Source organism: Kitasatospora azatica KCTC 9699 (assembly GCF_000744785.1).
Taxonomy (GTDB): domain Bacteria; phylum Actinomycetota; class Actinomycetes; order Streptomycetales; family Streptomycetaceae; genus Kitasatospora; species Kitasatospora azatica.
Genome location: NZ_JQMO01000002.1, coordinates 1,487,443 through 1,511,640, shown reverse-complemented (window position 1 = coordinate 1,511,640; position 24,198 = coordinate 1,487,443). Strand labels below are relative to the sequence as shown.

Annotated in this window: 21 protein-coding genes and 1 pseudogene; 13 read left to right on the top strand and 9 right to left on the bottom strand. The window is 73.4% G+C overall.

What is annotated here, in order from left to right:
- Positions 1-72 precede the first annotated feature (72 nt).
- The gene (locus tag BR98_RS07050) at positions 73-777 is read left to right on the top strand and encodes a DsbA family oxidoreductase (RefSeq protein WP_035841191.1); all 705 of its coding nucleotides are present in this window, start codon (positions 73-75) and stop codon (positions 775-777) included.
- A 9-nt stretch (positions 778-786) separates the two neighbouring features.
- Here BR98_RS07050 and BR98_RS07045 read toward each other — a convergent pair whose 3' ends face one another.
- Genes BR98_RS07045 through modA form a run of 3 tightly spaced genes read right to left on the bottom strand, consistent with a single transcriptional unit; the run spans position 787 to position 3,520 of the window.
- A complete protein-coding gene (locus tag BR98_RS07045) occupies positions 787-1,839 on the bottom strand; it encodes an ABC transporter ATP-binding protein (protein ID WP_035843356.1) in 1,053 nt (350 codons plus the stop codon).
- A gap of 14 nt (positions 1,840-1,853) precedes the next feature.
- The gene (locus tag BR98_RS07040; RefSeq protein ID WP_035841189.1) at positions 1,854-2,651 is read right to left on the bottom strand and encodes an ABC transporter permease; all 798 of its coding nucleotides are present in this window, start codon (positions 2,649-2,651) and stop codon (positions 1,854-1,856) included.
- Complete coding sequence (modA, locus tag BR98_RS07035) at positions 2,648-3,520, bottom strand: molybdate ABC transporter substrate-binding protein (RefSeq protein ID WP_051969386.1); 873 nt, start codon at positions 3,518-3,520, stop codon at positions 2,648-2,650. The genes BR98_RS07040 and modA overlap by 4 nt, the downstream gene beginning before the upstream one ends.
- A gap of 357 nt (positions 3,521-3,877) precedes the next feature.
- Here modA and BR98_RS07030 point away from each other — a divergent pair.
- The 3 genes and pseudogenes from BR98_RS07030 (at position 3,878) to BR98_RS07020 (ending at position 7,078) form a co-directional block, all read left to right on the top strand.
- Positions 3,878-4,946, top strand: a pseudogene (locus BR98_RS07030) (RNA ligase (ATP)).
- A 110-nt stretch (positions 4,947-5,056) separates the two neighbouring features.
- Entirely contained in the window at positions 5,057-6,115 is a 1,059-nt protein-coding gene (locus BR98_RS07025) for a hypothetical protein (protein ID WP_035841186.1), read from the top strand.
- Positions 6,116-6,370: 255 nt separating this feature from the next.
- On the top strand, positions 6,371-7,078 hold the full coding sequence (locus tag BR98_RS07020) for an HAD-IA family hydrolase (protein ID WP_157537634.1): 708 nt from the start codon (positions 6,371-6,373) through the stop codon (positions 7,076-7,078).
- 49 nt (positions 7,079-7,127) lie between these two features.
- Here BR98_RS07020 and BR98_RS07015 read toward each other — a convergent pair whose 3' ends face one another.
- Positions 7,128-7,748, bottom strand: coding sequence for a class I SAM-dependent methyltransferase (locus BR98_RS07015; RefSeq protein ID WP_035841184.1), 621 nt, complete (start codon positions 7,746-7,748; stop codon positions 7,128-7,130).
- Between the two features lie 113 nt (positions 7,749-7,861).
- On the opposite strand from BR98_RS07015, the gene BR98_RS07010 reads away from it, so the two are divergent.
- The 5 genes from BR98_RS07010 to BR98_RS36080 all read left to right on the top strand — a co-directional run bounded on the left by BR98_RS07010 (position 7,862) and on the right by BR98_RS36080 (position 14,923).
- Positions 7,862-9,304, top strand: coding sequence for a diaminobutyrate--2-oxoglutarate transaminase family protein (locus BR98_RS07010; RefSeq protein WP_232247261.1), 1,443 nt, complete (start codon positions 7,862-7,864; stop codon positions 9,302-9,304).
- Positions 9,301-10,806: a pyridoxal phosphate-dependent decarboxylase family protein gene (locus tag BR98_RS07005; protein ID WP_035841182.1), complete on the top strand. Its 1,506-nt coding sequence runs from the start codon at positions 9,301-9,303 to the stop codon at positions 10,804-10,806. The genes BR98_RS07010 and BR98_RS07005 overlap by 4 nt, the downstream gene beginning before the upstream one ends.
- A 593-nt stretch (positions 10,807-11,399) precedes the next feature.
- Positions 11,400-12,143, top strand: a complete 744-nt coding sequence (locus BR98_RS07000) for a tRNA-dependent cyclodipeptide synthase (protein ID WP_083976074.1) — start codon at positions 11,400-11,402, stop codon at positions 12,141-12,143.
- A 51-nt stretch (positions 12,144-12,194) separates the two neighbouring features.
- Positions 12,195-13,391: a cytochrome P450 gene (locus BR98_RS06995; RefSeq protein WP_035841180.1), complete on the top strand. Its 1,197-nt coding sequence runs from the start codon at positions 12,195-12,197 to the stop codon at positions 13,389-13,391.
- A gap of 158 nt (positions 13,392-13,549) precedes the next feature.
- Positions 13,550-14,923, top strand: a complete 1,374-nt coding sequence (locus BR98_RS36080) for a TolB family protein (protein WP_083976072.1) — start codon at positions 13,550-13,552, stop codon at positions 14,921-14,923.
- 101 nt (positions 14,924-15,024) lie between these two features.
- Here BR98_RS36080 and BR98_RS06985 read toward each other — a convergent pair whose 3' ends face one another.
- Positions 15,025-15,828, bottom strand: a complete 804-nt coding sequence (locus BR98_RS06985; protein WP_035843338.1) for an inositol monophosphatase family protein — start codon at positions 15,826-15,828, stop codon at positions 15,025-15,027.
- Between the two features lie 89 nt (positions 15,829-15,917).
- A complete protein-coding gene (locus BR98_RS06980; protein ID WP_035841170.1) occupies positions 15,918-16,379 on the bottom strand; it encodes a MarR family winged helix-turn-helix transcriptional regulator in 462 nt (153 codons plus the stop codon).
- A 58-nt stretch (positions 16,380-16,437) separates the two neighbouring features.
- On the opposite strand from BR98_RS06980, the gene BR98_RS06975 reads away from it, so the two are divergent.
- Positions 16,438-17,319 (top strand): NmrA family NAD(P)-binding protein, encoded by an 882-nt coding sequence (locus BR98_RS06975; RefSeq protein WP_035841168.1) that lies wholly within the window; start codon positions 16,438-16,440, stop codon positions 17,317-17,319.
- Between the two features lie 66 nt (positions 17,320-17,385).
- Here BR98_RS06975 and BR98_RS06970 read toward each other — a convergent pair whose 3' ends face one another.
- Together BR98_RS06970 and BR98_RS06965 are read right to left on the bottom strand one after the other, a co-directional pair.
- Positions 17,386-18,606, bottom strand: coding sequence for an MFS transporter (locus tag BR98_RS06970; RefSeq protein ID WP_035841165.1), 1,221 nt, complete (start codon positions 18,604-18,606; stop codon positions 17,386-17,388).
- A gap of 131 nt (positions 18,607-18,737) precedes the next feature.
- Positions 18,738-19,493, bottom strand: coding sequence for a MerR family transcriptional regulator (locus BR98_RS06965; RefSeq protein ID WP_051969384.1), 756 nt, complete (start codon positions 19,491-19,493; stop codon positions 18,738-18,740).
- Between the two features lie 168 nt (positions 19,494-19,661).
- Between BR98_RS06965 and BR98_RS06960 the strand changes: the two genes are divergently transcribed.
- The 3 genes from BR98_RS06960 to BR98_RS06950 are packed head-to-tail and all read left to right on the top strand — an operon-like array spanning position 19,662 to position 23,040.
- Positions 19,662-21,221, top strand: a complete 1,560-nt coding sequence (locus BR98_RS06960; RefSeq protein WP_083976068.1) for a flavin-containing monooxygenase — start codon at positions 19,662-19,664, stop codon at positions 21,219-21,221.
- Complete coding sequence (locus tag BR98_RS06955; protein WP_035841163.1) at positions 21,218-22,117, top strand: alpha/beta fold hydrolase; 900 nt, start codon at positions 21,218-21,220, stop codon at positions 22,115-22,117. The genes BR98_RS06960 and BR98_RS06955 overlap by 4 nt, the downstream gene beginning before the upstream one ends.
- Positions 22,114-23,040 (top strand): SDR family oxidoreductase, encoded by a 927-nt coding sequence (locus BR98_RS06950; RefSeq protein ID WP_157537452.1) that lies wholly within the window; start codon positions 22,114-22,116, stop codon positions 23,038-23,040. Before BR98_RS06955 ends, BR98_RS06950 begins: the two co-directional genes overlap by 4 nt.
- 54 nt (positions 23,041-23,094) lie before the next feature.
- Here BR98_RS06950 and BR98_RS06945 read toward each other — a convergent pair whose 3' ends face one another.
- Entirely contained in the window at positions 23,095-24,141 is a 1,047-nt protein-coding gene (locus tag BR98_RS06945; protein WP_035841160.1) for a glycosyltransferase family 2 protein, read from the bottom strand.
- Positions 24,142-24,198: the final 57 nt, after the last annotated feature.

Sequence of the window (24,198 nt, the reverse complement as noted above, 5' to 3'; positions counted from 1 at the left end):
CCTGATCGCACCGCTTGACCGCACCGCTTGACCGCACAGCCTGACCGCGCCCGACAGCAAGGAGCCCCACCCATGCAGGACCCGCGCCTGCCCGTCACCGCCGACACCATCGCCGTCTACACCGACCTCAACTGCTCCTTCGCCCATGTCGCCGTGCACCGCCTGCACGAGACCAGGCGGCGGCTCGGTCTGGAAGGCACGCTCTGGTTCGACTTCCGGGCCTTCCCCCTGGAGTTGTTCAACCGGGAGGTCAACGCCCGCCCCGGAGTGGACTCGGAGATATCGGTGCTCGGCGCCCTCGAACCCGAGGCGGGCTGGCGCCTGTGGCAGGGCCCCGACTGGACCTACCCGGTCACCACGCTGCCCGCCCTGGAGGCCGTCCACGCGGCCAAGTCCCAGGGCTGGCACGCCAGCGAGCAGCTGGACCGGGCGCTGCGCCGGGCGTTCTGGGCGCAGGGCCGGTGCATCTCACTGCGCCACGTGATCCTGGAGGTCGCCGAGGAGACCGGCGCGGTGGACGTCCCGGTGCTGGCCGCCGCGCTGGACACCGGCTCGGCCCGCCACGCGATCATGTCCCAGTTCCACAGTGCCCAGGACGGTCGGGTCAACTGCAGCCCGCACCTCTTCCTGACCGACGGCACCGACAGCGCCAACCCCGGAATCTCGGCCCGTTGGCTGAACGGCGACTTCGGCAGCGGCTACCCGGTCATCGACCAGGACCAGCCGGCCGTCTACGAGCAACTCCTCACTCATGCCGCCTCGTTGCTGAAGTCCTGAGCCCGGCCGTCAGGCCTGGTACGCGTGGGTCTGGGCGGCCTTCACGGCCGCCCAGACCGCCGTGCCGGGCGCGAGGTCGAGCGCTGCGGCGCTCGCGGGCGTCAGGTCGGCGGCCAGCTCCAGCGCGCCGGTGAGCTCGGCGCGGACCTGGTCGCCGTGCAGGTCCAGGCCGGTGACGGTGAGTTCCCAGACGTTGCGGGCGCTGCCCTCGGGCCGGCTCCGGTGGAGGGTCACCGCCGAGGGCGGGAAGGCGACGAAGGCGGGGCCGGGTACGGTCTCGGCCGTGGCCAGCACCATTCCGTTCGCCAAGGTCACCTGCTGCGCGCCGCCCACCCCCTGGAAGAGGTTGAGCCCGACGAGACGCGCGATGTAGTCGGTCTGCGGATGCCGGGCCACCTCCTGCGGCGTGCCGGCCTGAACCTGCGCGCCGTCCTCGATCACCACCAGCCGGTCGGCCAGCACCATCGCATCCAGCGGATCGTGCGTCACCAGCACCGCCACCGCCTCGAACTCGGCCAGGTGCTTTCGCAGTTGAGAGCGCACATCGAGCCGGGTACGGGCGTCCAGGGCGGCCAGCGGCTCGTCGAGCAGCAGCAGCCGCGGCCGCACCGCCAACGCCCGGGCCAGCGCGACCCGCTGCGCCTGACCGCCGGAGAGCTTGCCGGGGCGGGCGGCGGCATGACCCTCCAGGCCCATCCGGGTCAGCCAGGTCAGCGCCTCCGCCCGCGCCGACTGCTTGGAACGGCCCCGGCAACGCAGCCCGAAGGCGACGTTGTCGAGCGCGCTCAGGTGCGGGAAGAGCAGGTAGTCCTGGAAGACCACGCCCACCGGACGCTTCTCGGCGGGCGTGTGCCGGTCCGCCGCCGGGTCCTCCAGCACCGTCCCGTCCAGGCTCAACCGCCCCCCGCTGAGCGGCAGCAAGCCGGCCAGCGCGCGCAGCGCCGTGGACTTGCCGGCGCCGTTCGGCCCGAGCAGCGCGACCACCTCGCCGGCGGCCGCCTGCAGCGAGAGGTCGAGCAGAAAGCCCGGCCGCTCCACCCGTAGCTGCGCATCCAGGGACATGACCTGATCCTCCGTCACGGCGTGCTCATCCAACGGCCGCGCAGCCCGACCAGTACCGCGATCGAGACCACGAGCAGCACCAGGCTGAGCGCGATCGCCGCCTGCGGATCGTTCTCCATCGCCAAGTAGACCGCCAGCGGCATGGTCTGGGTGCGCCCGGGAAAGTTCCCGGCGAAGGTGATGGTCGCGCCGAACTCGCCCAGTGCCCGCGCCCAGGCCAGCACCGCCCCGGCCCCCACGCCCGGGGCGATCAACGGCAGCGTCACCCGCCGAAAGGCCGTCAGCCGCGAGGCGCCCAGCGTCGCGGCCGCCTCCTCGTAGCGCGGGTCGGCCGCGCGCAGCGCCCCCTCCACGCTGATCACCAGGAACGGCATCGCCACGAAGGCCTCGGCGATCACCACCCCCGTGGTGGTGAACGGCAGGGTGATCCCGAACGCCGAGTCCAGCCAGCGCCCCACGATCCCGTTGCGGCCCAGCACCAGCAGCAGCGCCACGCCCCCGACCACCGGCGGCAGCACCAGCGGCAGCGTCACCAACGCGCGGATCAGCCGCCGCCCGGGGAACTCGGTGCGCGCCAGCAGCCAGGCCAGCGGCACCCCGAGGACCAGCGACACCGCTGTGGCGGCGGTGGCGCAGAACAGTGAGAGCTTCAGCGCCTCCCAGACCTCGGGGCTGGTCAGCTGCTCCGGCAACGCCCGCCAGGGGGCCCGGACCAGCAGTCCGACCACCGGCAGCACCAGGAAGAGCAGCCCGAGCAGCGCCGGTAGCAGCAGGGCTACCGGGATCCGGCTCCGGGAGGCGCGCCGACTCACGAGGAGGGCGAGGCCGAGGCCGAGGGCGAGGGCGAGGCAGCCGTCGGCGCCTGGAAGCCGGCCGCGGTCAGCACCTGCTGCGCCTCGGCGGACTCGACGTACGCCACGAAGGCCTTGGCCGCGTCGGGGTTCGTCGACTTGGCCAGGTCGGCGATCGGGTAGTCGTTGACGGCCTTGGCGGCCTCCGGGAAGTCCACGCCCTCGACCTTGCCGGCGTCGGCCTTCACATCGGTCTGGTAGACCAGCGAGGCGTCCACCTCGTTGAGCTCCACCTTGGTCAGCGCGCCCTTGACGTCCTGCTCCTGGGTGACCGGGGTGACCGAGACGTTGCCCGCCTTCAGCGCGGTCTGCGCGGCCGAGCCGCACGGCACCTGCGGGGCGCAGAGCGCGACCTTCACGCCGGGCGCGGCGAGGTCCTTGAGCGCGGCGATGTGCTTCGGGTTGCCCTTGGGGACCGCGATCTCCAGCGTGTTGCGGACGAAGACCTTCGGGTCGGACGCGTTGCCCTTGGCGTCGGTGACGGTCTTCATGGTGGCCGACGAGGCCGCCGCGAAGACGTCCGCCGGGGCGCCGCCGACGATGCTCTGGGCCAGCGCCGAGCTGCCGCCGAAGTTGAACTTCACGCTGGTGCCCGGGTGGGCGGCCTCGAACTTCTTGCCGAGTTCGGTGAAGCTGCCCTGCAGCGAGGCGGCGGCGAACACGGTCACGGTGCCCGAGAGCTTCGGCCCGGAGGCACTGGCCGAGCTGCCGGCCGAGCTGTCCGAGGAGGCCTTCGAGGACGAGCCGCTGCTGGAGCAGGCGGTCAGGCCGGCGGCCAGGGCGAGCGCGGCCAGCGTGGTGGCGGCGGTACGGGTCCGGGTGGTGGTCATGAGCGGTTCCCCTCCTGCCGCGCCCGACAGGGGCACGGCGGTGCGGTCAAGTGCGGGCCGGTCCGCCGCGCGGTGCGACGGAAGGGGGCGGCCCTGGTGCCGCCGGCCGGGTGCCCCGGGTGAGGGAGCTCCTCGCAGCTGCGGTCGTTGTGCCGATCATAGTGCCGCAGATGCGAGCCTTGAATCCCTTGTGCCTTCACACAGTCAGATTGACACGGACACCCTGCCCGAGCTGTGCGAATCGTGGGAAAACCGCTGGCCGGACGTGCCGACGACCCGTCAGAGTGGGGGCTCGCCGATTCGTCCAAGCCGAATCGCGCGAGCCGAATCGCACAAGATCGCAACCAGGGGGAGACGATGTCCACGCTGCGGGTCACCGCCGAGCGGCTGACCGTGCTCGACCACCCGAACGCCGACGCGCTGGAGCTGGCCCAGATCGGCCTCTACCGCGCGGTCGTGGCCAAGGGCGCCTACCGCACCGGGGGAGTACGCCGTGTACATACCCGAGCAGTCGGTGCTGCCCGCCGAGCTGATCGAGGAGCTCGGGCTGACCGGCCGGCTCGCCGGCCCGGCCGCCGACCGGGTGAAGGCGGTCCGGCTGCGCGGCGAGCTCTCCCAGGGCATCGTCTGCCGGCCGCGCGCGCTGGCCGGCACCGACCTGGCCGAGGCCGCCGCCACCGGGCAGGACTTCGCCGAGCTGCTGGGCATCACCAAGTGGCGTCCGCCGATCCCGACCGCGATGAACGGCGACGTCGAGGCCGCGCCCGACCTGCTGCCCTGGGTGGACATCGAGAACCTGCAGCGCTTCCCCGACATCTTCGAGCCCGGCGAGCCGGTGGTGCTGACCGAGAAGCTGCACGGCAGCTGCTGCCTGCTCACCTACCACGCCGCCACCGGCACGGTGCAGGTCTCCTCCAAGGGCATCGGCGCCCAGTACCTGGCGCTCAAGGAGGACGAGCGCAACCTCTACTGGCGTGCGGTACGGGCCCACGGCGTCGCCGAGGTGGCGGCCCGCCTGGCCGAGCAGCTGGGCGCGGAGCGGGTCGGGATCTTCGGCGAGGTCTTCGGCGTGGGCGTGCAGGACCTCGGCTACGGCACCTCGGCCCGCACCGAGCTGCCCGGCTACGCGGCCTTCGACGTCTCGGCGCTGATCGACGGTCAGCTGCGCTGGCTGTCCGCCGCCGAGCTGCTCGCGGGCCGACTGCCGCTGGTCCCCGAGGTCTGGCGCGGCCCGTTCGACCCGGCCGTGGTGCTGGCCCACGCGGACGGCCGGGAAACCGTCTCGGGCCGCGCCCTGCACCTGCGCGAGGGCGTGGTGGTCCGGCCGGTCGAGGAGCGGCACAGCGCGGTGCTGGGCGGCCGGGCGATCGCCAAGGTGGTCAGCGGGGCGTACCTGACCCGCAAGGGCGGCACCGAGTACGAGTAACAGCTCCGGCCCGGGCGCTCCAGGCCACGGGCACTCCGGGGTCGTGGGCGACGCACCGGAGCTGACGTGGTGTCAGGAAACGGCGGCGAGTGGACCGTACGCTGACAAATATGATCACGCACGAGGAGCAGCGGCGCCGCGAGCCGTCGCCCCAGGGGCGCTGGACCGAACTGCTCGGCAGCTACCGCCGGACCAGGGCGGCCGCCTTCGCCCGGGGCGGCGAGCCGGCGGCGGCTGCCGAGTCGGCCGCGCTCGGCCACGAGCTGGCGCTCGCCGCGCCGGCGCCGATCGCGGCGGGGCTCTTCGATCCGGCGGCGGAGTCCGAGGCCGGCCCCGGTGCGGTGGCGGGGGAGCGGGACGGCTGGGTCGGCCCGCTCTGGGAGGTGCTGGCCGGCCGGCACCGCTGGGCGGAGCTGGCCCCGCTGCCGATCGCCGAACCGGTCCGCACGCTGATCGCCCACACCCGGATCCTGCTCGGCGAGGAGCTGGCGGAGCTGGCGGAGCTCGGGGAGCTCGCGGAACCGGCGGCCCGCCGAGCCGGCCGAGCCCGCCGACCCGGCGCCGACTCCCCTTGCGAGGTCCCCCTCGCCCTGCGCCCCTGGGAGCAGGCCCGATGGGAGCCCGCCGACCGGGTCACCAGCTACCGCCCCGGTGGCGCGGCGGCCACTCCGCACTTCCCGCTCCCCGACAGCCGCGAGGGCCTGGCCCCGCTGCGGCTGCCCAAGCCGGCGGTCGCACTGCCCGGTGCCGCGCAGCCCGCCACCGTCGCGCTGCGCGGACTGTGCGAGTGGCTGGAAGCCCGCTGCGTGCGCGGCACCGCCCCGCAGGCCGCCGCACTGTTCGCCCCCGCCGCTCGCGACGCACCGGTCACGGCGGGCTACCTCCCGTTCGCCGCCGCCTACCCCGCGCTGGTGCGGGCCGGCTCGGGTGCGGGAGCCTACGGCCGCTCGGGTGGCGCGGCGCGCGGGCGGTTGGCCGTCTGGCGGGTGCTGGCGGCGATGGCCGACCCGTCCGGGCAGTGCACTTCCGCCGAGGTGGACGCCCTGGTGGCCCGGATGCGCTGCTTCACCTGGTGCGGGCCGGCGGACGAGATCTGGCATCTGCACCTGGCCCTGGAGGATCCGGCCACCGGTCTGGCCTGGGCGGTCAGCGGCTGCGACTACGACTGAGGCCGACCGGTCTCAGGACGGCCACGGTTCGGCGCAGGAGCCCTGGTGGTAGCAGTGGCCGGACCTGCCAGTCCTCCTGCCGCTGCTGCCGGGCGCGCTCGACGGAGTCGGTGATCTGGGTGGACGGTCGCGAGTGCTGACGGAGATTCATGTCCCCAGCGTGGCCGTCAAGTGGACCGCTTCGACAGGGCCAATCTGCCGAGAGTGGCCTGCTCTGGTGCCCGCCCCCACCGCTGTCATAGGCTCGTTGCCGTGATCAAGGGCGTCATGTTCGACTTCAGTGGCACGTTGTTCCGGGTCGAGTCGACCGCGGAGTGGGTGGCCGCGGTGGCCACCGCCGCGGGCCTCACGCCGGCCGAGGGCGAGACCGGGGCCGAGGCCGAGCTCGCCGAGTTGGTGCGGCGGTTGGAGCACTTCGGCGCGCTGCCCGGTGGCGTCGCCCCCAGCGAGCTACCCGCCGAGGTCGTGGACCTCTGGGAGGTCCGGGATCTGACATCGGCTCAGCACCGGGCCGCGTACACCGCCCTGACCCGGGCGGCCGCACCCCTGGCGGGCCTGGACGCGGACGCGCTGTACGACCGTCATATGAGCCCGGCCGCCTGGCGCCCCTACCCGGATGCCGAATCGACGCTGCGCGAGCTGCGCCGTCGGGGCGTCCCGGTGGCCGTGGTGAGCAATATCGGTTGGGACCTGCGCCCGGTCTTCCGCAGCCACGGCTTCGACCAGTTCGTCGACGCCTATCTGCTCTCCTACGAGTTCGGCGCGCAGAAGCCGGATCCGACGATCTTTCAGGCTGCGTGCGACCACCTCGGGCTGGCCCCGGTCGACGTGCTGATGGTCGGCGACCACCTCGCCGCCGACGGTGGCGCCACCGCCCTCGGCTGCGCCTTCCACCAGGTCGCCCACCTCCCGGTGGCGGCTCGCCCGGCGGCGCTGACCCCGATCCTGGACCTGCTGGGCTGATCCACGGCCCGGCAGCGGCGGCGGCCGGGCCATCGGCAGCCACCGCCGGTCAGCCGACCCGGACCGCCAGCGCCAGGAAACGGCTGTCCTCGTCCACGTACCGCTCCAGCCGCCAGCCGGCGCCGGCCAGCAGCGGGCGCAGGTTGGGCTCGGCGCGCAGGTCCTCGGGGGTGATCCGGCGGCCGTGGCGAGCGGCCAGTGCGGCCCGCCCGATGGGGTGGAAGAGCGCGAGCCGCCCGCCGGGGCGGGTCACTCGGGCGAGTTCGGCCAGGTTGGCGGCCGGCTCGGGCAGGTGGGCGATCAGGCCGGCGGCGAAGACGGCGTCCAACGCGGCCGTGCGCACCGGCAGTTGCCCGCAGTCGCCGACGACCAGCGCGGCCACCGCGGCGCGGCCCGCGCGGGCGGCCTGCTGGAGCATCTCGGGCGTCAGGTCGAGGCCCAGTACCGTGCCGTCCAGGCCGACCGTCCGGCGCAGCGCGGGCAGCGCCCGCCCGGTGCCGCACCCCGCGTCCAGCACCGCCTGGCCCGGGTGCAGCCCCAACTCGGCCACCGCCGCCTCGTAACGCGGGCCGTCATCGGGGAAGCGGACCTCCCAGTCGGCGGCGCGGACCGCGAAGAACTCCCTGGTGCGGGCGAGTTCGGCGGCATGGTCCAGCGGCGCGTCGTTCATGGTCGCGAGCCTACCCGTGACCCCCGGAGCCCCGTGTCGTTGAACCGGGCAGCGCGGCAGTCGACAGGGCATGAACTAAGGTTAGCCTTACCTAATCTTAGACTCTCCTGATCTTGGAGTCTGCTGTGACCCTCACCGCGCCCAGCACCGAGTCCACCGCGCCCGGCAGTGCGATCCTGCGCCGTCAGCGGGTCCGGGAGTCCGCTGCCCGCACCTATGCCCGCTCCTTCCCGATCGTGCCGGTCCGGGCGCACGGCATGACGGTGGAGGGCGCCGACGGCCGGCGGTACCTGGACTGTCTGGCGGGGGCCGGCACCCTCGCGCTCGGCCACAACCACCCGGTGGTGCTCGGCGCGATCCGCCGCACCCTGGACAGTGGCGCTCCGCTGCACCTGCTGGACCTCGCCACCGCCGAGAAGGACGACTTCACCACCGCCCTGCTGGAGAGCCTGCCCGCCGAGTTCGCCGCCCGGGCCCGGGTGCACTTCTGCGGGCCGGCCGGCACCGACGCGGTCGAAGCCGCGCTCAAGCTGATGCAGACGGCGACCGGCCGGCGGAGCGCGCTCGCCTTCACCGGCGGCTACCACGGCATGACGGCCGGCGCGCTGGCCGTCACCGGCAATGTCGCGGTCAAGGAGCCGCTGCCGACCGGCGGCGAGGTCGTCCGGCTGCCGTACCCGTACGCCTACCGCTGCCCGTTCGGCGTCGGCGGCGAGGCGGCCCACCGGCTGGCGGCCGTCTACACCGAGCGGCTGCTCGACGATCCGGCCGGCGGCGTGGTCCGACCGGCCGCGATGATCCTCGAAGCCGTGCAGGGCGAGGGCGGTGTGGTGCCGGCCCCCGACGACTGGCTGCGCGAGATGCGCCGGATCACCGCCGAGCGCGGCATCCCGCTGATCGTGGACGAAGTGCAGACCGGGGTCGGCCGCACCGGCGCGATGTGGGCGGTCGAGCACAGCGGGATCGTGCCGGACGCGATGGTGCTCTCCAAGGCGATCGGCGGCAGCCTGCCCCTGGCCGTGGTGGTCTACCGGGAGGAGTTCGACGGCTGGCGGCCCGGCGCGCACACCGGGACCTTCCGCGGCAACACGCTCGCCATGGCGGCCGGCGCCGCCACCTTGCGCTACGTGGCCGCGAACGGGCTGGTGGCGCGGGCCGAGCAGGTCGGGCGGTTCCTGGCCGCCGAGCTGACGGCCCTGCAGTCGCGGCTGCCGGTGATCGGGGAGGTGCGCGGGCGCGGGCTGATGCTCGGCGTCGAGCTGGTGGACGCCACCGCCGAGCCGGATGCCTGCGGGGCCCGCCCGGCCGACCCGGCGCTCGCGCTGCGGGTCCGCGAGGCCTGTCTGGCGCGCGGGCTGATCGTGGAGCTCGGCGGCCGGCACGACGCCGTACTGCGACTGCTGCCCCCGCTGACCATCACGGACGAGCAGGCGCGCGCCGTGGTCGACCGGCTCGCCGACGCGATCGCGGCGGCCGCCGAGCGGACGACCGGCGACTACACAGCTGGCGACCGGACGACCGGTGACCGGACGACCATCGCCGGGGTGACCAGGTGACGGCGGACCTGGACGCGCTCAGCGGAGGTGTCGACGGCCCCGCCGCGCTGCGCCCGCTGCTCGCCACCGTGCTGGACGCGCTGGCCGCCGGAGCCGCGCGGCGCGGCGGCCCGCTCCCGGCCGGCGACCCCGCGTCGCTGGCCGAGCCGGTGACCCGCGCGCTGGCCGCCGGAGCCGGCCCTGACGCACCGGCGGCCGACGCCCTCGCCACCCTCACCGAACTGCTCGCCCACGGCGCCGCCGACCCCGCCGACCCGGCCTGCGCGGCCCATCTGCACTGCCCCCCGCTGGCCGTCGCGGTGGCCGCCGATCTGGCGGTCAGCGCCCTCAATCCCTCGCTCGACTCCTGGGACCAGGCCCCCGCCGCCACCGTGCTGGAGACCGAGCTGCTCGCCGAACTCGCCGCGCTGGTCGGCTATCAGCCAGGCGAGAGTGCCGGCGTGCTGACCTCCGGCGGCACCGAGTCCAACCTGCTCGGCCTGATACTGGCCCGCGACCAGGCCCTGCGCACACCCCTGTCCCGCCCGGAACTCGACGGACTGGACCCGGCCCGGCGCCCCCGGATCTTCGCCTCCCGAGTCGCGCACTTCTCCGTGCAGCGGGCCGCAGCCGTCCTCGGTCTCGGCGAGCGGGCCGTGGTCGCGCTGCCGGTCGACGCCGAGCAGCGACTGGACGCCGGGGCGCTGGCCGAGGCCCTGGCCGCGAGCCGGCGGCTGGGCGAGACCCCGGTGGCGGTGGTCGCCACCGCCGGCACCACCGACACCGGCGCCGTCGACCCGCTGCGCCGCTGTGCGCAGTTGGCCGCCGAATACGGCAGCTGGCTGCACGTGGACGCCGCCTACGGTGGCGGAGCGCTGCTCTCCGACCGGCTCGCCCCGCTGCTGGACGGTGTGGAACTGGCCGACTCGGTCTCGCTGGACTGGCACAAGTTCGGCTGGCAGCCGGTGGCGGCCGGCGTCTTCCTGGTCCGCCGGGCCGAGACTTACGCCTCGCTCTCCCGGCGCGCCGTCTACCTGAACCCGGCCGACGACGAGCAGGCCGGCTACCCGAGTCTGCTCGGCCGCTCGCTGCGCACCACCCGCCGGGCCGACGCCTTCAAGATCGCGGTCACCCTGCGGACCCTGGGTCGGGCCGGCCTGGGCCGCCTGGTCGACCGCTGCCACGAACTGGCGCTGGCCGCCGCCGAGCTGGTCCGCGCCCGGCCCGAGCTGGAACTGCACGGCCACCCGCTGCTGAGCACGGTGCTGTTCCGCGCGCTGCCCCGCGATCCGGCCGCCCGAGCCGACCCCGCCGCCGTCGACCGCCACAACGCCGAGCTGCGCCGCCGACTGCTCGCCACCGGCCGGGCCGTCCTCGGTCGGACCGAACTGCCGTCGCCCGCACCGGGTGTGACGGAGGGCCTGGTCCGGCTGAAACTGACCCTGCTCAATCCGCATACCACCGAGGCCGAGCTGGCCCGGCTGCTGGACCAGGTGGTGCGCACGGCAGCCGAGATGCGCTGAGAGGGAAAGTCCCGCAGCCCACAGTCGGAGTCCGATTCCGTGCGCCGGGAATCGGAGGAAAACACATATCAGTGACACTCCGTGAGGCATTTCGGGAAGCAGTTGAACCCGGTCCTGACCAGTGAAAGCCGGTGGGCTGTTTTCGGCCGAGCGAGGCACGATATTCAGCCAACTACCAGGCACTACTTGCGTATCGCCGGAGCACGGGAGATAACGTCTAGTAGTCGCCGCCACACCGGGAGCACACGGCTCCCAGGGACTAGCGGCACAAGGGGAGTCCGTCATGCGCAACCGCGGCTTCGCGGTGGCTGCGTCATGTCGTAGCGATCGGGCGCGGCCGGTGACGGCCCCGGCGTCCGTGGTGTCCACCCCCGGCGGCGCGCCTCGGGCCTGCGCCGTACGTGAATTCAGCGTCACATTCCGATGAACGCGCGTCAATAGTCGCACCTGCTGCGCGATGTCCCGCGCGCCGTGTCATCTTCTGCATTCTTCCGCGCATCCGTGAACGGCTGCGCGCTTTTCCCGGTGCCCTCGGCGCCGGGCCTTTCCCCTGACTTGCTGTGAACTCAGCCATGCGACGCGGAGGCCGCGCGATGAGCAATTCGCTCCTCAGCACCAAGCCCTTGAGCACCCCGCCCTCGAGGACTCAGCCCGGCCCGTACGAGGCTTTCCCCTTTTCCGACCGCTGCCGCCAGGTGTGGGAGCTCGGTGACCATCTGCTGATCGGAGTCAGCCCCGGCAACAGTTACTTCAGCGCCCCTCGAATAGCCGAACTCGTCCGCTGGGGACGGGAGTTCTTCGCCGGCGTGGACATCGTCTACGCGGACCTGCACGTGGACACCCAGTTCGAGGCCTTCGGCTACACCCCCGAGCACGCCCGCCGTCGAGCCGCCAAGGAGGTCAAGACCACCGCGCGGCGGATCGAGCGCGGCGTGGCCGAGGCCGGCCGGGACGGGGTCGGCGTGCACGCGCTCTCCGACTTCCTGCCCGACCGCGGCTACCAGCGGCTGCGCGGCGAGATCGAGCAGGCGCTGCACGAGGACCCGGAGTTCCGGACGGCGGCCGAGGGCATGGCCCGGGGCTTCCTGGCCGCCCGACTGGCGCCCGAGCAGACCGTCACCGCCGAGCAGTTGGCCGCCGGGCTGCGGTACATCTGCGCCGAACTGCCGTTCTTCCTGGACACCCCGCGGCTGCTCGACGTGGCCAGCTCGATCTCCTGCTACCACGTCGAACTCCCGCTCACGCCCGTCCTGTTCGGGCGCGGCGAGGGGCTGCGGGCCGAGCCCGAACAGGGCTACGCGGTGGTCCGCCCCAGCCGGCTCAGCGCCGCGGCCTGAGCCCTTCCGCCCTCAGTACATCTCATCCAACTCCCAAGGAGCAGTGCCCTGATGACTCTTGCCGACCTGCCGACCTTCCCACTCTCCCGGCGCGGCGACGTGCTGCCCCCGGAGGCCGAGCGGCTGCGTGCCGAGCAGCCGGTGGCCCGGGTGCGGACCATGACCGGTGACGAGGCCTGGCTGGTCAGCAGCTACGCGCTGGCCAAGCAGGTCCTGGAGGACGAGCGGTTCAGCCTCAAGGACACCGCCAACCCGGGCGTGCCGCGCCAGTACGCGCTGACCATCCCGCCGGAGGTGGTCAACAACATGGGCAACATCAACAGCGCCGGCCTGCGCAACGCCGTGATGAAGACTCTCTCGCCGCGCGCCGACAAGGAGTTGGGCGGCTGGCTGGAGGCGGAGGCGCACCGCCTGCTCGACACGGTGATCGCCCAGGGCGGCCCGGCCGACCTGCGGGACGCCTTCACCGAGCCGTACTCGGCGGCGCTGCACTGCCGCCTGCTCGGGGTACCCACCGACGACTGGCGCCGGCTGATGTCGGGCATCGATGTCGCCTTCATCACCAGCCCGCAGCCCTTCGAGGGCTCAACTCCCAACTGGTACAAGGATCTCGGTTACATGCTCGAGAAGCTCAACGCCGATCCCGCGCCCAAGGAGGGCCTGCTCGGCCGGTTCGTCGAGCTGCGCCGCTCGCCGGACGTCTCGGATCAGGTCAGCGACGAGCTGCTGGCCACCGTCGCCCTCTCGCTGTTCGGCGCGGGCGCGGTCTCCACCTCCTCCTTCCTGCTGCACGCCATCATCATGCTCGCCCAGCACCCCGAGCTGGCCGAGCGCCTGCGCGGGGAACCGGCCCTGATCGGCCGCGCGGTGGACGAGATGCTGCGGGTCAACCTGTCGATCGGGGACGCGCTGCCCCGGATCGCGCTGGCGGATGTCCAGGTCGGCGAAGTACTCGTCAAGCAGGGTGAGTTGGTGCTGGTCCTGATCGAGGGTGCCAACTACGACCCGGAGGTCTTCCCGGACCCCGAGCGGATCGACTTCGACCGGCAGAGCAACCCGCACCTCGCCTTCGGCGGCGGCCAGCACTTCTGCCCGGCCTCGGCCCTCGGCCGCACCCACGCCGAGATCGCCATCACCGCCCTGGTCGAGCGGCTGCCCGCGCTGCGCCTGGCCCTGCCGGTCGACCAACTCGCCTGGCGCCCGGGCTTCATCAAGCGCCTGCCGGAGCGCCTCCCGATGATCTGGTAGCCGGACCGGAGCCAGCCGCGCCGCAGCCGACGGGGACCGGCTGCGGCGCTGCCCGTTCGGGCCGGACCTGTTGACGCGTTGGGGCGTCGGGGGTTGGCTCATGGGGTTCGCCGTCGGGCGACCGGCCGCGGGGGCGGCCGATACGGGAGGGGAATCCCATGTTCGGAATCGGTCGAAGCAGGATGCTGACCGCGGCCGGTGCCGTGGCCGTCACCGCCGCGCTGGCGGCCGCGGGTGCGACGCCGGTGGGTGCGACGCCCGCGCCTGCCGCACCGGTGCAGGTCTGCCTGGCGCCCGGCGGCGCGCAGCCGGACCAGGCCTCCTACCCGGACGGGCTCAGCGCCGACGGGCGCACCGCCCTCTTCGAGTCGCTCGCCACCAACCTGGTGCCGGGCGGCAACAACGGCAACGGCGGCATCTTCGCCTGCGAGCTGCGCAGCGGACGCGTCGAGCGGGCCGACGTGAGCGACTCGGGAGCCCAGCCCGACGGCTTCTCCTACGAGGGCGCGCTCAGCGCTGACGGACGGTACGTGGTCTTCACCTCGGCCGCCGGCAACCTCGCGCCGGGCGCCACCCCGGGGATCGAGAACGTCTACCTGCGCGACCTGCGGCGCCACCACACCGAGCTGATCAGCGTCGGCACCGGCGGCGGACCGCAGGTCGGCGGCAGCTCCCAGCCGGCCGTCAGCGCGGACGGGCGCTACGTCGCCTTCAGCTCCAACCGCGCCGACCTGGTGCCCGGGGACACCGACTCGGCCGCCGACGTGTTCGTCCGGGACCGCCGCACCGGCACCACGGTGCTGGTCTCCGTGCACAGCGACGGCTCCCCGGCCGCCGCGGGGTCGTTCCGGCCCTCGATCAGCGCGGACGGCTCGCGGGTGGTGTTCACCTCCCGGGACCGCGGCCTGGCGGGCAGCGCCGCCGCGCCGGCTGCCGTGTCGGCCGTCGCTGCGGCCGGGCAGGAGGCCGCGCCGCGCAAGGCCCGCTTCTACCCGCTCTTCACGCACGACCTGCGCACCGGCCGCACCGCCGTGGCGAGCGCCGAGCCGGACGGCACCACCGCGGACGTCACCGACGGCATGATCAGCGCCGACGGCCGCCATGCGGAGTTCACCTCGCTCGACAACAACTACCTGGCACCCAGTCAGGTGATGGTGCGTGACCTGGACCGCGGTACCACCACGGTGGTCAGCACCGCGCCCGACGGCACCGCGGGCGACCAGGACTCCTCGATGGTCGGGCTGAGCCCCGACGGCCGCTGGTCCTACTTCTCGTCCAGCGCCGGCAACCTGCTGCCTGGCGGCGGCGCCCCGGGCCAGAGCTTCGGCTACTACCGGCGCGATCTGCGCACCGGCCGCACCCAGCGCCTGCCGGGCATCCCGGACCTGGCGAACGCCGGCACCGAGGTGACCGGCTCGGCCGTCGACGCGGCGGGCAGCACCCTGCTGTTGGGCGCGGACGGCAGCAAGCTGCTGCCCGGCGACACCAACCAGACCCCACAGCTGTTCACCCTGCGCCTGCCCCGCCACTGACCGGAACGGGATCGGCGCAGGCCTTGTCACCTGACAGACAGCGCCTGCGCCGACGCCTCTGGGGCCGTCAGCGCCAGCGCCAGTGCCTGTCCGGACACGCCCTAGTCGTGCAGCCCCAGCAGGATCGCCCGGGTGCGCTCCCAGGTCTGCGGGTCGCAGGCGACCAGCAGGCCGTCCTCGCCGCCGGGCGGGTCGGCGCGGTAGGGGGAGCCGTCCAGTCGGGCCGAGACGCCGCCGGTCTCGCGGACCAGCAGGGAGCCGGGGGCGTGGTCCCAGGGCAGGGTGCGCCAGTACAGCAGGAAGTCCAACTCGCCGTCGGCGACCAGCGGGTACTCCATGCCGGCCGAGCGCCGACCCTCCGTCAGCTCGCCGAAGGCCGGTATTCGGGTGTGCAAACCCGGGAAGAGGCCGGGGCGGCGCAGATAGCGCTTGACCGACCCGCGCCACTTCTCGGGGTCGTGCCCGGCGGGCAGGCGGGTCAGCCGCCGGCCGTCGCGCCAGGCGCCCGCGCCGAGCTCGGCCGCGTACGAGGTGCGGGTCATCGGCTGCCAGATCCAGGCGGCCACCGCCTGGCCGTCGCGCACCAGCGAGACCATCACGGCGAAGTCGGGGCGGCCGGCGATGAAGTTGGCGGTGCCGTCCACCGGGTCGACCAGCCAGCAGGCCGGTTCGTTGTGCAGGGCGCGGGCCAGGGCCGGGTCGGCGGCCACCGCCTCCTCGCCGACCACCGGCAACGGAAGCAGCTCGCGCAGCCGCCGGGCGATGATCACCTCGGCCTCGCGGTCGGCGATGGTGACCATGTCGCCGGGGGCCTTCTCCATCACCTCGCCGGCCGCCAGCGCCCGGAACCGCGGCTCGACGGCCTCGGCGGATGCCTCGGTGAGGATCTCGGCCACCTTCTCCATGAGCACCCCGGCGCTCCCTTCGCTCGCTACCACTCTCGCACGCCGGGTCGCCCGCGACCTGCGGCGACCACCCGGTGGACGGACACGGCTCAGCGGCGGGCCGCCAGCCGTGCCACCTGACGGCGCCCCAGCTCGGTGGTGCGGCGCATGTGCCGGATCAGCAGCCCGAGCTCCGCCTCGGTGTCGCCGTCGAAGAGGGCGTCCCAGTCCACGGCCAGCTCCTGCCACAGGGCGCCGAAGCGGGTCATCGCCTCGGGCACCAGCTGGACCAGTACTCGGCGCCGGTCCTGGCTGTCCCGCTCCCGGGTGACGTAGCCGGCCCTCTCCAGCCGGTCGACCAACCGGGTGGCCGATCCGCTGGTCAGGCCGGTCAGCTCGGCGATCTGCCCGGTGGTCACGGCCTCCGGTTCGAGCGAGAGCAGGCTGAGGCACTGCACGTCCGTGGGGTGCAGGCCCAGGTGGTCGGCGACGGCCTGGTTGAACAGCACGTACGAGGCGACGTAGCGCCGCGACTCGGCGCGCAGCTCGGCCAGCAGGGCTTCACGGGTCATGGCAGCCTCCGTCGAAAATAGTTGCGCCACGCAGACATCTGCCCGTAGCGTTCTCTGCATGACGCAGGAATTCTACTCCGCGCCGGTCGCCGTGACCGGTGCCACCGGCGCCCAGGGCGGCGCCGCCGCCCGTGCGCTCCTCGCCGCCGGCCGACCCGTCCGCGCGCTGACCCGCGACCCCCTCTCACGGGCCGCTGTCGAGCTTCGCGAGCTCGGCGCCGAGCTGGTCCGGGCCGACTTCGACGACCACGAGTCACTGCTCGCCGCCCTCGACGGAACCGGCGCGCTCTTCGCGATGTCCACGCCCTTCGGCACCGACTTCGACACCGAGGTCCGCCAGGGCATCGCACTGCTGGACGCGGCGAAGGCCGTCGGCTCGGTGCGCCACATCGTCTTCACCTCGGCGATGAACGCCGACCTGGGGACCGGCATCCCGCACTTCGACAGCAAGTGGCGGATCGAGCAGCACCTGGCCACCCTCGGGCTGCCCTGGACGGTGCTCGGCCCGGGCGCCTTCATGGAGAACTACGCCAACGACTGGACGCTGGAATCCCTCCGCGAGGGCTACTTCGCCATCCCGATGCCGGCCGACAGCCCCCTCCCGCTGGTGGCCGCCGCCGACATCGGCGCCTTCGCCGCGCTGGCCCTGAGTGACCCGGCCCGCTTCGCCGGCCGCCGGATCGAGCTCGCCTCCCAGTGGCGCACCCCCGCCCAGATCGCAGCGGCGATCAGCGCGGCGAGCGGACGGGAGATCGCCGCCCGCGAGGTCCCGCTCGCAGTGGTGGAGACCTACTCGGCGGACCTCGCCGCGATGTTCCGCTACTTCCAGGAAGTGGGCCTGAAGGTGGATCTGGACGCGCTGCACGCGGAGAGCCCCCAAGTCGCCTGGCACACGATGGAGCGGTGGGCGGCCGAGCGGACCTGGGGGCTGGTCGGCTGACGGTTCGTCGGGCATCGAGCCACGGGCCGGAGATCGGCTGGCGAACTCGCTCGTCCCGGAGCCCCTTCAGGCGATGACCCCCGCCGGCTGGGCGTAGCGGCGCGCGGTGGCGGTGGTGGCCGCGAGCAAGAGGGCCGCGCCGGCGGCGCCGCAGCTCACGCCGAAAGGGGCGGCCGGGCCGCCGACGTCGGCTGCCCAGCCGGCCAGTACGGTGCCGGCCGACTGGGCGAGCGTGATGCTGCTGACCAGGCCGGCCATCGCCTCGCCCAGCCGGGCTCCGGGCACGGTCCGCTCGACCAGGCCGAACATGGTGATCATCTGTGGCGCGATGGCCAGTCCGACGCAGCCCACCGCCACCGCCAGGCCGCCCAACGTGTCGCCGATCAGCGGAAGCAGCAGGGTGGCGGCGAGCAGCAGTACGGTGCCCGCCCGCAGCCGGGCGGGCAGGTCGAAGCGGGTCGGCAGCGCGGCCATCGCGATGCCTGAGCAAGCGCTCACTCCGCCCATCAGGCCGTAGATCAGGCCGGCCGTGCCCGGGTGGCCGAGGTGCACGGTGGTCGCGGTGACGCCGACCTGGATCGAACCAAAGCCGACCCCGAGCAGCGCCATGCCGGCCAACAGCAGCACATACGGCACGGTCAGCAGCCGGACCGGCGCGCTCAAGGCGGGCCGGGTGGCGGTGACCACCGCGCCGGGCGGTGCGGTCGGGTGCAGGGCGAAGAGGGTGGCGCAGCAGCCGACCAGGGCGGCCGCCAGCAGCATCCCGGCGGCGGGTGCGAACAGCGCGGCGAGCAGGCCGATGATCGCGGGGCCGGTGGTGAAACTGATCTCGTCGATCAGGCCGTCCAGCCAGAGTGCGGCCGAGGTCTGCTCGGCCTTCCCCTCGGCAAGCCAGAGCCAGCGGCTGCGCGAGAGCGGGCCGACGGCCGGGACGGAGAGGCCGGCGGTAGCAGCGATCAGCAGTTGCAAGCCGAGTGCGGCGTCGAACTGGGAGGCGGCGACCAGGGCGAGCAGGGCCAGCGTGTTGACTGCGGCGGCCGGCAGGCCGATCCGCCGCTGGCCTCGCCGGTCAGCGGCTCGGCCCACCAGGGGCCCGCCGACGGCCTGGCCAAGCGCCAGTGCACCGGTCACCGCAGAGCCGCGCCAGACGCTGCCGGTCTGCTGACTGACCATCAGCAGGGTCCCGATCGGAGCCATCGCGGCCGGCAGGCGTCCGAACAGGGACCAGGTCAGGACCCGACCCCCGGTCAGTCCAACGGCGGTACGGAACTTCCCCACGGCGGCCATGGACGCCCCCCATCGGGTCGACCCGGGGCGCCCGCCTCCCCGTCGTCGACCCCACAGGTGAGCAACCAGCGGGTGAGTCTCGACGGTAGAACGGACCGAGCACGGACCGTAATCGTATGATCATCCAGTCCTCAGTGTCGGCGCTGCAGCAGCCCCTCGTACTCCGCGCGCACCCGCCGGTCCAGCGCCAGGCCGAACTGCGCGTCCGCCACCGTCCGGGCCAGCGGCCGGATCCGGTGCAGCTGCTCGGTCAGGTGGGCCGCCTCGCCCGGGGGCAGTGGTTCATCGCCCCGCAGGGCGCCGAGCAGCTGGTCGCGGATCAGGCCGACGAAGACCTCGGCCACCGCGTCGGCGTACTCCTGGGCCTCGCGGCTGGCGTCCAGCACGGCGGCCAGCGGGATGCCCTCGGCGATCAGCGCCACGGTGGCGTCCATCAGCCGGCGGCTGACGTGGGTGATGCCGTCCTCGGTGACCGTGATGTAGCCCTGGGCCAGCGACTTCGCGGTGTTGGCCTCGGTCAGCTGGTCGCCGAAGGCGGCGGCCAGTTCGTCCCAGCCGAGGGAGACCGGGGTCTCGTCCGACAGGGGCGAGGTGATCGCGTCGGCCAGGCCGATCAGCTCCGCGACGTCCTGGCCGCTCTCGCCCGCACCGATCAGTTCGGCGATGCCGCCCAGGGTGTGGCCGCGGTCCAGGAGTTCGGCGATCACCCGCAGCCGGGTCAGGTGCGACTCGCCGTACCAGGCGATCCGGCCCTGCTTGCGCGGCGGCGGCAGCAGCTTGCGCTCGCGGTAGAAGCGCAGCGTGCGGGTGGTGATGCCGGCGGCCTCGGCGAGCTCCTCCACCCGGTACTCGCGGGGCTGCCCCGGCTCGTTCTCGGTCTGCGCCACGCGGCCAGCATAGGGCGAGGCGCCCTGGAATTTCGCCACTCCTGCCCCCTTACTAGAACCAGTGTCAACAGCTACCCTACCAACCGTGCCAGTGATTACTGGCGCGATCACTCTCCTCTACGCTCACCCACCGAGCCACCCTCGTGCGCCCAGAGAGGACCCCGCCGGATGGCAGCCCGAACCCCCAAACCGCGCACCACCCCAGACCCGCAGCGCCACGACAGCGCAGTCCCGCACGTGCGGGTCGCCGTGATCGGCTCCGGCTTCGGCGGGATCGGCGCCGGCGTGCGACTGCGCCGGGCCGGGATCACCGACTTCGTGATCCTGGAGCGGGCCGACTCGGTCGGCGGCACCTGGCGTGACAACAGCTACCCGGGCTGCGCCTGCGACGTGCCCTCGCACCTCTACTCCTTCTCCTTCGCGCTCAACCCCGACTGGCCGCGCAGCTTCTCCGGCCAGGAGGAGATCCGCGCCTACCTGGAGCGGGTCACCGACACCTACGGCCTGCGCCCGCACCTGCGGCTGCGGCACGAGGTCACCGAGGCCCGCTGGGAGCCGGAGCAGACCCGTTGGCGGGTCACCACCAGCCAGGGCCAGTGGACGGCTGACGCCGTGGTCTCCGCCACCGGACCGCTCTCCGCCCCGCAGATCCCCGAGATCCCGGGCCTGCCGGAGTTCCCCGGCAAGGTCTTCCACTCCTCCCAGTGGGACCACGAGTTCGACCTCACCGGCAAGCGGGTCGCGGTGGTCGGCACCGGTGCCTCGGCGATCCAGATCGTCCCCTCGATCCAACCCAAGGTCGGCCGGCTGACGGTCTTCCAGCGCACCCCCGCCTGGGTGCTGCCGAAGATCGACCGCGAGATCAGCGCGCTGGAGAAGCGGATCCACCGCGCCGTCCCGGCCACCGCCGCGCTGCGCCGCGCCGTGCTGTTCGCCGTCCGCGAGCTGCAGGTGGACGCCTTCGTACGCCGTCCCGGCGCGCTGCGCCTGGTCCAGCGCCTCGCCGAGCGGCACCTGGCCCAGCAGATCGGCGACCCCGCACTGCGCGCCAAGCTCACCCCGGACTACCGGATCGGCTGCAAGCGGATCCTGCTCAGCCACACCTACTACCCGGCGCTCGCGGCCCCCAACACCGAGGTGGTCACCAGCGGTCTGCGCGAGGTGCGCGGCAGCACCCTGGTCGCCGCCGACGGCACCGAGACCGAGGCCGATGTGATCATCTTCGGCACCGGCTTCCACGTCACCGACATGCCGATCGGTTCGAAGGTCTTCGGCGCCGAGGGGCAGAGCCTGGCCGAGGAGTGGAAGGAGGGCATGGAGGCGCTGCGCGGCTCCACCGTGCGCGGCTTCCCCAACCTGTTCTTCGTGATCGGCCCCAACACCGGGCTGGGCAACAGCTCGATGATCCTGATGATCGAGTCCCAGCTGAACTACCTGATCGATGCGCTGACCACCCTTCAGTCGGTCGGCGCCACCGCCCTGCAGCCCACCCGGCGGGCCCAACGGCACTGGAACCAGCGCCTGCAGCACAAGATGGCACGCACGGTGTGGACCACCGGCGGCTGCCGCAGCTGGTACCTGACCGAGGACGGCAAGAACACCACCCTGTGGCCCGGCTCCACCGGCTCCTTCCGTCGCGCCACCCGCCGCCTCGACCTGACCGAGTACGACCTGATCAAGCGTCAGCCCACCCCGGCCGCCGCCCCTGCCCAGGAGGTCTCCGCATGACCCAGGACTTCCGGCGGACCCGGGTCCGCTCCGCCGACGGCACCTGGCTGAACACCCAGGCCTACGGCCCCGAGGGCGCCCCACGGGTGGTACTGGCCCACGGCTGGACCTGCAATACCGACTTCTGGGCGCCGGTGATCGACCGGCTGGCCGCCGACCACCGGGTGCTCGCCTACGACCAGCGCGGCCACGGCCGCAGCGACATCCCGGCCACCCGGCACGGCTACTCCACCCGGGCGCTGGCCGAGGACCTGGAGGCCGTGGTCACCCACTTCGTGCCGGAGGGCGAGCGGGCCGTGCTGGCCGGCCACAGCATGGGCGGGATGACGATCATGGCGGCCGGCGGCCACGGCGCGATCGCCGCGCGCACCGCCGCCGCGCTGCTCTGCAGCACCGGCCCGGCCGACCTGGTCGAGCACGCGCTGGTGGTCCCGGAGCGAGCGCCGGCCGGCCTGCGGCGACTGCTGACCCGGCAGATCCTGCACTCCCGGCTGCCGCTCGGGCCGGTCACCCCGGTGGGCAAGGCCGTGCTCAAGCACGCCGTGATGGGCAGGGCGGCCACCCGGGACCAGGTGCAGGCCTGCGCCGAGATCGTGCACGCCTGCCCGGCCTCGGCACGGGCCCGCTGGGGCCGGGTGCTGGCCGGGCTGGACGTACGGCCGGGCTTGACCATGCTGGAGGCGCCGGCCGCGATCGTGGTCGGCACCGCCGACAAGCTGACCCCGCCGGTGCAGGCGCGGGCGATGCGGACCGCGCTGCGCAGCAACGACGGCTACCTGGAGCTGCCCGGCGTCGGCCACATGGCGCCGCTGGAGCGCCCGGACGAGGTGTCCTCGGAGATCCGACGCCTCGTCAGCACCCACCTGAGCTCTGCCGAGAGGACTGAAGTCGCATGAGCGAGCGAAGCGAGGGACCCCTGAGTCGAGCTGCTGCGCCACTGAACGCGCAGGTGGTCGTCGTCACCGGGGCCGCCCGCGGCCTCGGTGCGCTGATGGCCCGCAAGATCGCCGACCGCGGCGCCCGGGTGGCGCTGGTCGGCCTGGAACCGGAGCTGCTCAAGGAGGCCGCCGCGCAGTGCGGTCCGGAGGCGAGCTGGTGGCAGGCCGACGTCACCGACCTGACCGAACTCAGCGTCGCCGCCCAGGGGATCAAGGAGAAGTACGGCCGGATCGACACCGTGGTGGCCAACGCCGGGATCGCGATCGGCGGCCCGCTGCTGGACAGCGACCCGGCCGCCTTCAACCGGGTGATCGAGGTCAACCTGCTGGGCAGCGTCACCACCGCCAGGGCCTTCCTGCCCGCGCTGATCGAGAGCCGCGGTTACCTGCTGCAGATCGCCTCGCTGGCCGCGATCACCCCGGCCCCGCTGATGAGCGCCTACTGCGCCAGCAAGGCGGGCGTGGAGTCCTTCGCCCACGCGCTGCGCGCCGAGGTCGCCCACCAGGGCGTCAAGGTCGGTGTCGGCTACCTCAGTTGGACCGACACCGACATGGTGCGCGGGGCCGACCAGGACGACGTGCTGCGCGAGATGCGGACCAAGCTGCCCTGGCCGGCCAACCGCACCTACCCGATCGGCCCGGCCGTGGACCGCCTGGTGGCCGGGATCGCCCGCCGCTCCGCACATGTCTACGCGCAGGCCTGGCTGCGCGGCATGCAGCCGGTGCGCTGGCTGCTGCCGCCGCTGATCGCCGCCGTCGGCTCCCGCGAAGTGGCCCGGCTCGCCCCGAGGTTGGCCGCCACGGCCGCCACCCGGCTGCGCGCGGTGGGCGCGGGCGGTGCGGCCGACGAGGCCGCCCGTGACCGGGGCCGGGTCGGCTGAGGCGAAGCCGAGCCCGGGGTCTTCCAAAGCAAGCCCCGGGCTCTCGGGGGCCGTTCAGACCCGCGCGGTGACCCGTCGGCGCAGCCGCTGGCCGCGCCGGTACAGCCGCTGCAGGCGCTGCACCGCGACGAACTCGTCCATCCGGTTGGCCAGCGTCAGCTGGTACTTCACCCGGGTCGGCCTGCTGCGCAGCCGGGCGATCCGCTCCACGCCGATCTCGCGCAGCAGCCGGGAGACGTGCTCCTGGTAGAGCGCGCGGTAGGCCTTGTCGCCGTCCGGCACCCACCAGAAGAACATCGGGATCTCCTCGACCAGGCAGTTGTGGTCGTAGGAGCGCAGGTTCTCGGCGAACTTCGGCTCGTCCCGCGAGCTCAGCCACTCGCGGACCAGCTCCATCGAGCGGACCCGGTCCACCAGGCCGCGCGGGTTGGTCCGGCCCTGGGTGATCGACGGGTCGTCGGGCTCGCGCTCGCGCCAGTTGTAGAGCACGTCGGAGAGCACGTCCACGCTCTGCGCCAGGTAGTGCAGCGGGACGCTGACCGGGGCGTCCTCGTAGAGGATGCCCTCCGGGTAGAGCAGCCCGGCGCCGTCGAAGAAGCTGCGCCGGTACACCTTGTTCCACGCGGTGCGGTCGGTGACCAGCGCCGGGACCTCGGTGACGTGGGTCTTCAGCAGGGTCCTGCGGAACGGCTTGGTGTGCGCGCCGGAGGGACGGTGCCCGGTGGAGTTGAACCGGTCGGCGTTGCAGGCCGCGAAGTCCGAGCCGGTCCGGTCCAGCGTCTCGGTCATCAGCTGGTAGGCCCCGGGCAGCAGGGTGTCGTCGCTGTCCACGAAGGCCAGGTACTCGGTGCCGTCGGTCAGGTGGCGCCAGCCGGTGTTGCGGGCCGCCCCCAGGCCCTTGTTCTCCTGCCGGACCAGGCGGAACCTCGCGTCCGCGGCGACGTACTCCGCGGCGATCTCCGCGCTGGAGTCGGTGGCACCGTCGTCCACCAGGACGCACTCGAAGTCGGAGAACGTCTGCGCGGCGATCGAGTCCAGACACTCCCGCAGGTAGCGCTCGACGTTGTAGATCGGGACGACGACGGAGAGGCGAGGGGCCATCGGCGGTGCGGGCCTTTCGATCGGGGGCGGGCCAGATCCTACTCGCACGCCGCACCG

Bases quoted from the DNA above. Each gene is read 5' to 3' on its own strand.
- BR98_RS07050 (WP_035841191.1), top strand. From the start codon at position 73: ATGCAGGACCCGCGCCTGCCCGTCACCGCCGACACCATCGCCGTCTAC.
- BR98_RS07000 (WP_083976074.1), top strand. From the start codon at position 11,400: ATGAGCAATTCGCTCCTCAGCACCAAGCCCTTGAGCACCCCGCCCTCG.
- BR98_RS06980 (WP_035841170.1), bottom strand. From the start codon at position 16,379: ATGACCCGTGAAGCCCTGCTGGCCGAGCTGCGCGCCGAGTCGCGGCGC.
- BR98_RS07045 (WP_035843356.1), bottom strand. From the start codon at position 1,839: ATGTCCCTGGATGCGCAGCTACGGGTGGAGCGGCCGGGCTTTCTGCTC.
- BR98_RS06950 (WP_157537452.1), top strand. From the start codon at position 22,114: ATGAGCGAGCGAAGCGAGGGACCCCTGAGTCGAGCTGCTGCGCCACTG.
- BR98_RS06995 (WP_035841180.1), top strand. From the start codon at position 12,195: ATGACTCTTGCCGACCTGCCGACCTTCCCACTCTCCCGGCGCGGCGAC.
- BR98_RS06985 (WP_035843338.1), bottom strand. From the start codon at position 15,828: ATGGAGAAGGTGGCCGAGATCCTCACCGAGGCATCCGCCGAGGCCGTC.
- BR98_RS06975 (WP_035841168.1), top strand. From the start codon at position 16,438: ATGACGCAGGAATTCTACTCCGCGCCGGTCGCCGTGACCGGTGCCACC.
- BR98_RS06960 (WP_083976068.1), top strand. From the start codon at position 19,662: ATGGCAGCCCGAACCCCCAAACCGCGCACCACCCCAGACCCGCAGCGC.
- BR98_RS06970 (WP_035841165.1), bottom strand. From the start codon at position 18,606: ATGGCCGCCGTGGGGAAGTTCCGTACCGCCGTTGGACTGACCGGGGGT.
- BR98_RS06955 (WP_035841163.1), top strand. From the start codon at position 21,218: ATGACCCAGGACTTCCGGCGGACCCGGGTCCGCTCCGCCGACGGCACC.
- BR98_RS07025 (WP_035841186.1), top strand. From the start codon at position 5,057: ATGATCACGCACGAGGAGCAGCGGCGCCGCGAGCCGTCGCCCCAGGGG.
- modA (WP_051969386.1), bottom strand. From the start codon at position 3,520: ATGACCACCACCCGGACCCGTACCGCCGCCACCACGCTGGCCGCGCTC.
- BR98_RS07015 (WP_035841184.1), bottom strand. From the start codon at position 7,748: ATGAACGACGCGCCGCTGGACCATGCCGCCGAACTCGCCCGCACCAGG.
- BR98_RS06945 (WP_035841160.1), bottom strand. From the start codon at position 24,141: ATGGCCCCTCGCCTCTCCGTCGTCGTCCCGATCTACAACGTCGAGCGC.
- BR98_RS36080 (WP_083976072.1), top strand. From the start codon at position 13,550: ATGTTCGGAATCGGTCGAAGCAGGATGCTGACCGCGGCCGGTGCCGTG.